This is a genomic window from Limosilactobacillus fastidiosus (assembly GCF_014145505.1).
Lineage (GTDB): Bacteria > Bacillota > Bacilli > Lactobacillales > Lactobacillaceae > Limosilactobacillus > Limosilactobacillus fastidiosus.
Genome location: NZ_JACIUZ010000040.1, coordinates 41,291 through 51,312, shown reverse-complemented (window position 1 = coordinate 51,312; position 10,022 = coordinate 41,291). Strand labels below are relative to the sequence as shown.

At 36.6% G+C, this 10,022-nt stretch carries 9 protein-coding genes; 2 read left to right on the top strand and 7 right to left on the bottom strand.

Annotation, left to right across the window (positions count from 1 at the left end; all coding sequences use genetic code 11):
- On the top strand, nt 1–80 hold an 80-nt coding region (locus H5R64_RS08715; RefSeq protein ID WP_182582472.1), incomplete at its 5' end, for an IS3 family transposase.
- A gap of 152 nt (nt 81–232) precedes the next feature.
- On the opposite strand, the gene H5R64_RS06105 is transcribed toward H5R64_RS08715, so the two are convergent.
- The 3 genes from H5R64_RS06105 to H5R64_RS06095 are packed head-to-tail and all read right to left on the bottom strand — an operon-like array spanning nt 233 to nt 3,393.
- Nucleotides 233–1,183, bottom strand: a complete 951-nt coding sequence (locus H5R64_RS06105) for a YdcF family protein (RefSeq protein WP_182581189.1) — start codon at nt 1,181–1,183, stop codon at nt 233–235.
- The gene (locus tag H5R64_RS06100; RefSeq protein ID WP_182583047.1) at nt 1,180–2,949 is read right to left on the bottom strand and encodes an ABC1 kinase family protein; all 1,770 of its coding nucleotides are present in this window, start codon (nt 2,947–2,949) and stop codon (nt 1,180–1,182) included. The genes H5R64_RS06105 and H5R64_RS06100 overlap by 4 nt, the downstream gene beginning before the upstream one ends.
- A gap of 6 nt (nt 2,950–2,955) precedes the next feature.
- The gene (locus H5R64_RS06095; protein WP_182581187.1) at nt 2,956–3,393 is read right to left on the bottom strand and encodes a CopY/TcrY family copper transport repressor; all 438 of its coding nucleotides are present in this window, start codon (nt 3,391–3,393) and stop codon (nt 2,956–2,958) included.
- Between the two features lie 148 nt (nt 3,394–3,541).
- Between H5R64_RS06095 and H5R64_RS06090 the strand changes: the two genes are divergently transcribed.
- The gene (locus tag H5R64_RS06090) at nt 3,542–4,906 is read left to right on the top strand and encodes a DHA2 family efflux MFS transporter permease subunit (RefSeq protein ID WP_182581186.1); all 1,365 of its coding nucleotides are present in this window, start codon (nt 3,542–3,544) and stop codon (nt 4,904–4,906) included.
- A gap of 80 nt (nt 4,907–4,986) precedes the next feature.
- Here H5R64_RS06090 and H5R64_RS08630 read toward each other — a convergent pair whose 3' ends face one another.
- The 4 genes from H5R64_RS08630 to H5R64_RS06070 all read right to left on the bottom strand — a co-directional run bounded on the left by H5R64_RS08630 (nt 4,987) and on the right by H5R64_RS06070 (nt 9,945).
- Complete coding sequence (locus tag H5R64_RS08630; protein WP_231797924.1) at nt 4,987–5,283, bottom strand: AzlC family ABC transporter permease; 297 nt, start codon at nt 5,281–5,283, stop codon at nt 4,987–4,989.
- A 430-nt stretch (nt 5,284–5,713) separates the two neighbouring features.
- Nucleotides 5,714–6,826, bottom strand: a complete 1,113-nt coding sequence (locus tag H5R64_RS06080) for a restriction endonuclease subunit S (RefSeq protein WP_182581185.1) — start codon at nt 6,824–6,826, stop codon at nt 5,714–5,716.
- The gene (locus tag H5R64_RS06075) at nt 6,826–8,886 is read right to left on the bottom strand and encodes an HsdM family class I SAM-dependent methyltransferase (protein ID WP_182583045.1); all 2,061 of its coding nucleotides are present in this window, start codon (nt 8,884–8,886) and stop codon (nt 6,826–6,828) included. Before H5R64_RS06075 ends, H5R64_RS06080 begins: the two co-directional genes overlap by 1 nt.
- Nucleotides 8,887–9,405: 519 nt before the next feature.
- Entirely contained in the window at nt 9,406–9,945 is a 540-nt protein-coding gene (locus H5R64_RS06070) for a GNAT family N-acetyltransferase (protein ID WP_182581183.1), read from the bottom strand.
- Nucleotides 9,946–10,022 lie beyond the last annotated feature (77 nt).

Genomic DNA, 10,022 nt, shown 5'->3' with positions numbered 1-10,022 from the left:
CTTGGTTTAATTACGAGCGAATTTCATTGAATAAGAAAGGATTGACTCCGGTCGAATATCGGAATCAATCCATTAATTAAGATTTAATAAAATGTCTAACTTTTCTATGGCACTTCAATTCGGTAAATCCGAACACTAGAGCCCTCTTTGTACTTCTGGGAGATCTCAGTGACTAGTTTTTTTGCATTAAAGAATGAATTAGCAAGTTAGTTCTGGCTTGCTTCCCTCCTTCTTACCTTAGCCAGACTTCACCAACAATGATCGCGATAATTAATAAGCCAAGCCAAACGCGGTAGTGATCCCGTAAGATCCCTAAGTAGTCCCGAATTACAGTTAAGGATTGTAATTTCCATGGGGTCCTACTAGGACTTAGTGCCCAGTTTAAGCCAAGTTTCTGTAAATAGCTTTTGGTCCGTAATACGTGAAAAGAACTAGTAACCACTACTACCTTTTGGTTCGGCTTAATCCACTTTTGAAGTAACTTTTGACAATTTTGCAGGTTAGCCCACGTATTTTGGGCTTGCTCCTCTAATAATATTTTATTCTGGGGAATGCCATGACTTATCAAGTAATCTGCCATTGCTTGTGCTTCCGATAATTTGGCCCCACGTAAGAGCCCCCCAGAAACGACAATGATTGATTTATTATTTAACCGCCAACAGGAAATCGCTTGCTGTAATCGAGCAGCTAAAACTGGGGGAACTTTTCCGTGACATAAACCAGCTCCAAGGACGATTAAATAATCAGCACTAATTGGCTTTGAAAAGGCTTGAAGAATAATTGTAGTGGCCCAGAAAATTAATAACCCCAGTGTAGTAATGCCATTAACTATTTGTGCAATAAGAATCACCTGGTGACCAAGCCAGGAAAACTGTTCACCAGATTTAAATAACAAGGGTAACCAAAAAATAAGATTAAGGATAATTAAGGCGAACGCTTTGCAATTGTCTATAATCAATCGACTTTCTTTAGAAAAGCGACGAATTAAAACCAGACTAATTAGCTCTAACCATGTCAAGAGACTAGCTGTTCCCAAACTAATTGCCGTTACATTCTCTGGATAACAAATCTGACCACCAATCAACAGTAATAATATTCCGGTCCAGCACAGAGCCCATTCATTCTTTTTAGGTAGCGGCCACCATAAAAGAAGTATGAGCAATGCAAGTGCAAAGATAATCATTTCTTACCGTACTCCTTTTTCCGTTGGCGATATTTTCGGTACCGTTGAAGTAATTCACTAATCGTCATCACTACTATGATGAAAATTGCTAATGAGTAACCTAAAACACCGAGACGATAGATATGGGGGTGATCAGCGCTCCCTTCCACCAATAAAGAAGAACCAACAATAATTGCCGCCAAAATAATTGCAATAATAACCCGGTTAACAATTCGACTAACCCATTTCATTAGTTGTTCCTGCTCAGAATAATGAAAGTTTATTTGTGCATCCCCGCCACTAATGGCATCGAAGAAAGTATTTAACTTTCCAGGCATCTGCGTGATTGCTTTTATGGCACGATAACTACTCCACAAACTATTATCTAACTGGTTTCGAAAATTAAAGTGTTGCTTTAAGTATCGTTGACCGAATGGACGAGCAACTTCAAGCATTGAAATAGATGGATCTAATTTAGCGATGATTGTTTCCAAGATACCGAAAGCCCGAACCAACATTGTTACTTGAGAATTAATTCGTAAATTATTATTTTTGCATAGTTGAACAATTTGGTAGAGCATTTTGGTGAAGTTAATGTCTGCCAACCCAATATTTAGGTATGGCCGTAGGAAACGACCGAGTTCACGATAAAATTTTTGTTCGTCGAGAGGTCCAACCTGTTCACACATTGGAATAATTGATTGACCTATTTCATGAATATCTTGTGAATTGATCGCCAAAACAATTTTAGCGATCCCATCCGCGGTTGATGGAGAAATCCGTCCCATCATTCCAAAATCAATCCAAATAACCCGGTATGGAGGAAGAGCAACCTCTTTTTGATAACTAAAGTTAGTGTTACCGACTTGTTTTTCAAACTTTTTATTTACCGCAAACTGGTCGTCTTGAGATTCAGTTTCCGTTAACTTATGGATTAAAATATTTCCTGGGTGGGGATCCGCTTGAAAGAAATGATCCACAAAGACTTGCTTAAGAAAGTTCTTTACTAAAGCCTGAGCGAGCTCATGACGAGTTCCTTGCTGGGCTTGGGCATGCTCAGGATCTTCTTTATCTAAGGGTTCATTAGCTAAGTACTTGATACTTTTTCCTTGCATGAACTCGTTAACTAAAATTTTAGGTGCACAATATTCAAAATATACTTTAGGAACCCGAATGATTGATTGTCCATTATTAAGGCGGTAAAACTCAATCCCGTTTTTTGCTTCCTGAATTGTATCAATTTCACTCTTTAAGGAGCTACTTAAAGCATTAAAAATCTTAACCGGATCGACCACCGTAATCCCGGTTGGAACGTATTTTAATAATTCAACCGCCCGCTTTAATAGCGCAAGGTCAGTATCTACTAATTTTGTAACGTCAGGATGCTGGATCTTAACTACTACGGGCGTGCCATCTTTTAACTCTGCATGGTGAACCTGCCCAATGGAAGCTGAAGCGAATGCCTTTTTATCAAAGCTTTTAAATACCTCACTAATTTTCTTTCCGGTTTCTGTTTCAAATGTTGTTTTTACACTCGCAAAATCATCAGCTGGGACATTATCCTGTAACTTACGAAAAGCCTTAATATATTCAGGACTAACTAGATCTGACCGGGTGGAAAGGATTTGGCCCATCTTAATAAAGGTTGGCCCAAGTTCTTCCAGTGCTTGGCATACCTCCTCGGGATTCTTTTGGTGATAAAAATTACTGAGGAAATGGTACTCGCGCATAATCCTCATGATCCGACGAAGACGTTTACCCGGAGACACTACTGTTTCTTCAACCATCGGTAATTAACTCCTTTTACAATTTATTTTCATTCCGGGAACACAATTGCATGCAACTACTTCAGGAGCTGTTTCCTTTTTCTTAGCCAACAACGTTTGAAGCTGGTCAATATCATTTTGACTCAGGTTAACACCTTCTATCACATGCTTTAAGGTTGCACCAACATGCATTTCACAAATACTGCTAAAGAGTTGGTCAGCAGCCTCGTTCATGGTAATTTGTTCCTTAATCAAGGGCGTATAGATGAAGCCCCGTCCTTGACGAGTTGTTTTTAAGGACCCTTTCTCAACTAATCGTCGGAGTAAGGTCTTAATAGTCGCTGGTTTCCAATCAACTTTTTGTTGGAGCAATGAAATTACTTGGGTACTGGTTGATTCCCCCAGTGTCCAAATAATTCGCATAACCTGCCATTCTGCTGGTGTAATTTCTGTTTTCTCTTCCATGAACTCACCTCATTTTAAAATCTACACCTGTCAATCAAAGGCGTCAAACAATTTCAGAATTAATTTGAATAATTATTGTGGCACGGATTAAGATCTGCTAAACTACTGCTTTAGTTATCATAAATTTTACAAAAAGGAGTCGATGTTCTTGACTGACCAGCGAATTAGGCGTGCCCTAATTATAATGGTTTTTGGAACTTTTTTTGGGATCCTTTGCTCAACCTTAATGAATATTGCCTTACCAACTTTCATGGCGGTTTTTCATATTAGTGAAGCCCATGTTCAGTGGGTTACGAACGGCTATATGCTAGTAAATGCACTGATGATCCCCGTTAGTTCTTACCTCATTAAAAGATTTTCGTTTAAATGGTTATTTATCTTTTTTACGGGAATCTTTCTTTGCGGAACAATTATTGGTGGATTAGCAAATTCCTTTAACCTTCTGGTAATGTCCCGAATGATTCAAGCGGTTGGGGCTGGAATGATGATGCCATTAGTTAACGTGTTAGCAATTCGTTACGCCCTTCCCGGTAAAAAGGGAAGAATAATGGGGATTATTGGCTTAGCATTTAACTGCGCACCCATTCTAGGGCCCGCGGCATCTGGCTTTATGCTCGATTATCTTTCATGGCGATACCTGTTTATCTTAATCATTCCATTTGCGGTTATTACCTTACTCTTATCGCTATGGATGCTCCCATATATTCCTCATAACGAATTCCCCCAGTTTAATAGTTTCGGTTTTACCCTAATTACAATTGGGTTGTGGGCGCTACTAATGGGGCTTTCTAATGTTTCGAGTTTCCCCCTACTATCATTTAATGTTGGGGGAATGACAATTGTTGGTTTGGTGTTTATTATTCTTTTCTACCTTAACCAGCGAAAGAGTAGTCACCCACTAATTAACCTTGGCGTTTTTGAACATCGTCAATTTCTCTTAGCAACGGTAATTAACATGTTAATTACGGCTACGATGTATGGGAACGCAATCCTAATTCCTCTTCTAGTACAAATTGTTCTTGGTGAAAGTACAGTGATTTCAGCAATTGCTATTCTCCCGGGGGCAATCCTTACTGGACTATTGTCAACTACCAGTGGACGATGCTATGATCGCTACCCAATTCAGTGGCTTGTCGGTGCTGGACTTTTGATTGATATTATTGGGACAACAGGTCAAGCAATGATTGGGGCCCGGAGTTCGGTAATAATCATTACCGTCTTTCAGACCGTTCGGCAGTTTGGGCTAGTTACAATGCTAATTCCTTTGCAAACCCAGGCGCTTTCTCTTTTACCAAACCAAATTGTTCCCGACGCAGTAGCTTGTTTCAATACCCTCCGTCAGATTGCGGCCGCGTTTGGAACTGCCCTCATCGTTTCAGTTGTTGGGATTGTTAACCACCTTGTTCACAGTTCAACCTCTCACTTAGGCATTCAATCCGGATTTGCCTTTTGTTTAGTCCTCCTCTTACTATCACTTGTTTTAAGTAGGAAACTATACCATAAGATAAAATAAACGGTCAGCAACTTCATTATTGAAGGATGTTGACCGTTTTTTATAGAATTAATTAGAAGAATAGTAAAAACAGGCTCATATTACGTTTCCAAAGTTGAACAATTAACCTGGATTTGAAGGAGGCTTCCAAGGAATCCCCTAAGGAAAGCTCCAAGAACCCAATAACCCCAATCAAGAAGAGTGAGCCAAGTATTAACTTTAACCTGACTCATTCCCACTGGAATCTCGGTGTAATGGTTAAGTACAAAGGTTTCGTCCGTCAGGCCAAGGATTAGTAGCCATTTTCGCCAACCGGCGTGACGATATTGCTTCAACATTGGTAAAGCATAAAATGATTGACGGAAGCCCACCACTAAAGTAATTAGGAGGACATTCAACGGATTAAAGTGCTGAACTAGGACATGTTAGCAATCACGAATTCAACTGAGCCACCATAAATTGTTAACGTCATTAGTGTTGGATACCAAAAAGAAAAACCAAGGTTATACATAGTCCGAATGTTACATAACTAAATAATACCGGAATTGATCGCTGTAATGCGAAACGAAATTCTCCCTGCATCATTTTCAAAAGCTACTCCCCCAAACGGTACTGTACCCATTAAATTGTAAGGTACTTCATTCGTTAAACAATCTTAATATCTTCTGAATGTATAATTGACTAACATTAGGAACTACTGGTTCTTATTCTAAATTAGACCGATACATAATCATCCCACTATCTAATTAGTGTTGAATTAAACTAGCATTCCTAATTTCACTTAATTAACATTAATAAATTAATTCACCTGTGGTTGCTAAGACCCTTTTATTTAATTATTTCTTTAGTTTGACCAATAACTTTATCTTTGTAGGTAATAACGTCTTTGATCGTTAATTTTTGCATGGCTTTAATATAGTTTTCCATGAAAGAGTAATCTAAATTACCGTTGGAATCAACAGGAAGAGAAATAATATCATCTTTTAATTTTTTCCAAGTTAACATATTAGAGTATGAGTATTTTGACTTTAAAAACTTTAATGCAGTTACTAAGTAAAGCCCCACTTCTTTATTTTTAATAATTGAATCATTAAAAGAGAAAACATGATTATGAGTAGCTAATTTATATTTGTAATCACGATAATAGGCATTGCCAAAGAAATCAATTGTAATCGTATTTGCATTGAATACTTTGGCAGGTCTACTTGTTTTACCTTTTATCCCCATATTAGTTTCACCGCTATTAATAAAATATTCGCCTAAGTTATCAATATCAGATTGTTGTAAATCAACATCCCCTTTATCAGGTGGACTAAATAATTCTCCAATCTTGAAATTACGGTATATAGGAGACCTATTTACCCCCCCGATTATTTTTTGCTCTTCTTGAGTTAATTTAAAGTCTTTTAAACCAGTGACTTTGAGGTAAGCCTCAAGTTCCTTGATTCGTTCCTCTTCAAGTTCCTTGATTCGTTCCTCCATATACTCAAAATCAAACTGATTAGTATTATCTTTGACAGGTAGTTCAATTTCCATATTTTTAATATTGTTCCAGCCTGCTTTATTTGACCAATCAAAGTTTCCATATAGAACCTTTTTAAGGCAAGCGACTATATAGAGTCCCCGTTCTCTTGTAAGCTCTCCATTTTTTAATCTAATTGCATAAGCATCTTGAAGAACTGAAAATTCTTTATCCTGGAAAAAAGGTATTCCTGTATTTGCACCGTTTGCTGAAATACTTATAACATTTTTGAGAATAGTAGGACATTGTTCTGGTTTAGCATATCTTGAAAGTCCTTGATTTTGAATACCTGCAGTTAACAAAGGAACAGTATAGTCATCCGTAGGGGAATCAGGGAACTGTTTTGCCTTTCCTTTTATTTTTTTAGTAGGAATTTTTTCAAAAATAGAATCCAACTTAAAACTAGAGAATTTAGTCATTATTCTTCTCCCCTCAATACACTACTTACTTTCCAAGCAAGATAGTCAGCAACTACCGCTTTAAAGTCTTCTTCTGTAGGGGTGGTGTCAATCACCTGATGCTGACCAAAAGTCCAATCGTTACCCTCTAGCGTAATAGTATCTTTGATAATTTTGCCATTATCTTCGGTGTAGTAGTTAGTTTTAGGCTTTTTACCTAATAATCTAGCTTCAATTTCTGCATAGCGTTCTTTAGCATGGTCAGTATCTCTTAAGTTAACTTCTTGACTAGATTTTCTACGGTTTTGTCGACTATAACCATCTTCAGACATATCTACAAAGGTTACCAGATCATCTACTTCATGAGGCCGAGCTACCTTAAATAGATAGATTGCGGCTTGTACACTAGCTTTACCTGAAAATACGTCACTAGGTAAGTGAATTGAAGCAAGTAAAGTATTATTTTTTAGAATTTCTTTAGTAAATGGCAGACCTGTACCACTACCAGCGTTTTCTTGAATTAAGATTGCAGCATATCCTTTAGGCATTTGTGATAACGCTTTTTGCACGAAAATAAAACCTTTTCCGTCTGCTGAATAAGGTGGGTTTAATAAGAAAACATTAGCAGGGAATTTAATATCTTTATAGAGTTTAAGTGAATCATCATGTAATAAATTAGTAGATCCATCCCCCATAAGGATCATATTTAATACGGCAAGAATATAAATATTAGGTAGAATTTCCACACCTAGTAATTGATTCTCTTTAATGTTTTTGATTTTATTTTCAAGTTCTTGTTTATCTTGAATACTCTTTTTGGCATCTTTAATCATGGTATCCATAGCAGCAACTAGAAAACCACCACTACCCATAGCTAAGTCCCAAACAAAGGAATCTTTATTAGTACGAGCTAAATGTGCCATGAAGTGAGTGAGATAGCTAGGTGTTAAGACAACGTCATTTGCCTTATCATTATCAATTTTTACCCAATCACTTAGAGAATTTAATATTTTTCCCGTAAAGTCTAAATGTAAGTCACTTTCAAGCAGCGGGATGATATCTTCACTAATTTGTCGGTAAAGACTCTTAATAAGACTTTCTCCATTGGTGGGTTGCCACATATTCTTATTCTTGAATACACCATCACCTAAAAGGGATGCAATAAGGTCAATTTTAGATTGACTAGCATTGCGTGCATGTAGAAAAGCGTTTATGTGATCTAGAACTTTTGTCCCATCATTGATAGTTTCATTATCATTTGACGTTAATTCATCAATGGATAGTTTAGGCATCCCCTTAGTAGTTAAACCAGCCATAATTAGACCAGTAAAGACATATAGTTTTTGGTTAGTTCCAAGAATATTTCTAAAAGACTTATCTTCGTAAAGCTTTTGGTGGATAGCCTTGATTTTAGTTTCTAATTCGGCTTCAGTTGAAGCTCTAAGTTTATTAAGCTCATCTTCAGAAAGAGTCAATTTATCTAAAATATCGTATAACTGTGACAAGTTAGCTTGCTTTAATAGAACCAGTGAATTATCAAGCTCTTTAATGTGTTTAGGCATATAGCGATTACTTTTAGATACATAGTAAGCCTTAACTTCGGGATCAGTAACATTTCCATTTTCATCAACAGATGTACCATTTACTCCAATTATTATTACTTCTTTAAAACTAGTATTTTGTAAGATAGCTAAACCATAATGAAGTGCTCCATTAACAGCATAAGTAGTGATAGCGGAATAGTTTTTATCGCCCTTTTTATGAGGGTTCTTAGCATTTGGCTTAGAATCTGATGTCCATTCAGTTTCTTGTACTATTTTTCCGTCTTTTAAATGTTCTAGTTTTCTCTTCCCGCCTTTAGCTTCAACCATTACCGGTATTCTTCTTGAATAACCATTATCTAAAAGCAATTGAATATCAGGGTAGTTATTACCTTTTCCACCAGATTTGGAAGTAGCTAATTTTAAACCATTACTGATTTCTTCGTTAATTTGTTCAGTTTTCCCGTAGTGTCTTATTTCATAGGTGTCAAACAGTCTTTTGTAATGTTCTTCTACTTTCTCTTCAACACTTTTAACCATTTAAGCCACCACCTTTCGTGATGACAAAAAAATAGTCCACTTTTGTAAAAAAAGCTTGACAAATAAATGCTGACTATTTACATAATTAGCGTGAGTTGAGTTGAGTTGAGTTGAGTTGAGTTGAGTTGAGTTGAGTTGAGTTGAGTTGAGTTGAGTTGAGTTGAGTTGAGTTGAGTTGAGTTGAGTTGAGTTGAGTTGAGTTGAGTTGAGTATTCTCATTTATTCTTCCCTCCAGTTGTCATTTAGGGTAGTTACCAATTTTCCATTAACGATACCATATTTTTCTGGTATATAACTCATTAAATTGCTTCTTAGTACTAAACGTTTCTAAAAGTTGCCTATCATTAAGTTCAATTCAAACTTAACAATTATATCACAATGGTTTAGTAAAATGAGACAATCGAACATGAGTTAAAATTAAAATAAACCTCCATAGTTGAAATTTTTTGTCTAACTATGGAGGTTTATTTTAATTTAATCTTAGATTACTTTTTACTAAGTCGTTTTTAGTATTTTTGATTATTTATCTTCGTCTGTTAGTTGAGTAATCATTTCGTATACGTATGATTCTTCTTCAGGACGGTACACCCCATGAAGCTCACCAACCTTAGTGAAGCCATTCTTGGTAATCAAGTGTTGCATAATCTCATTATTTTCGTGAGTATCAATTCGAAGCGACTGAATGTCCTTCCGGTTATTCTTAATGTAATCAATTACACTTTCAAAAAGTTGTGAAGCATAACCATTACCAGCGTGCTTAGAATGGATGGCAACCCGGTGAATAACTAAATACTTATCGGTATCTAATAACCACTCACCATCTAAAGCATCATAAGAATGGTCTGGGGCATCAATAATTGCTAATGTACCAACAGTTTGGTCATCGTCTGATTGAACAAGGTATGCCCAGCCATGTTGAATATCTTCTTTAATGTGTTCTTCGTTCGGGTAATCACCCTGCCATTGATCGATCCCTCGTTCTGCTAGTTGGTTCCGACCATCACGAAGAATATCCATCACTGTATCCAAATCTTCCATAGTAGCTTTACGTAATTGCATTCGTATTACCTTCCCTTCCGTTAATTGATCATTTACTTTTAACTAATTAACAACCATATAAATTTACCATATTGCTA

Bases quoted from the DNA above. Each gene is read 5' to 3' on its own strand.
- H5R64_RS06080 (WP_182581185.1), bottom strand. From the start codon at position 6,826: ATGACTAAATTCTCTAGTTTTAAGTTGGATTCTATTTTTGAAAAAATT.
- H5R64_RS06095 (WP_182581187.1), bottom strand. From the start codon at position 3,393: ATGGAAGAGAAAACAGAAATTACACCAGCAGAATGGCAGGTTATGCGA.
- H5R64_RS06070 (WP_182581183.1), bottom strand. From the start codon at position 9,945: ATGCAATTACGTAAAGCTACTATGGAAGATTTGGATACAGTGATGGAT.
- H5R64_RS06100 (WP_182583047.1), bottom strand. From the start codon at position 2,949: ATGGTTGAAGAAACAGTAGTGTCTCCGGGTAAACGTCTTCGTCGGATC.
- H5R64_RS06075 (WP_182583045.1), bottom strand. From the start codon at position 8,886: ATGGTTAAAAGTGTTGAAGAGAAAGTAGAAGAACATTACAAAAGACTG.
- H5R64_RS06105 (WP_182581189.1), bottom strand. From the start codon at position 1,183: ATGATTATCTTTGCACTTGCATTGCTCATACTTCTTTTATGGTGGCCG.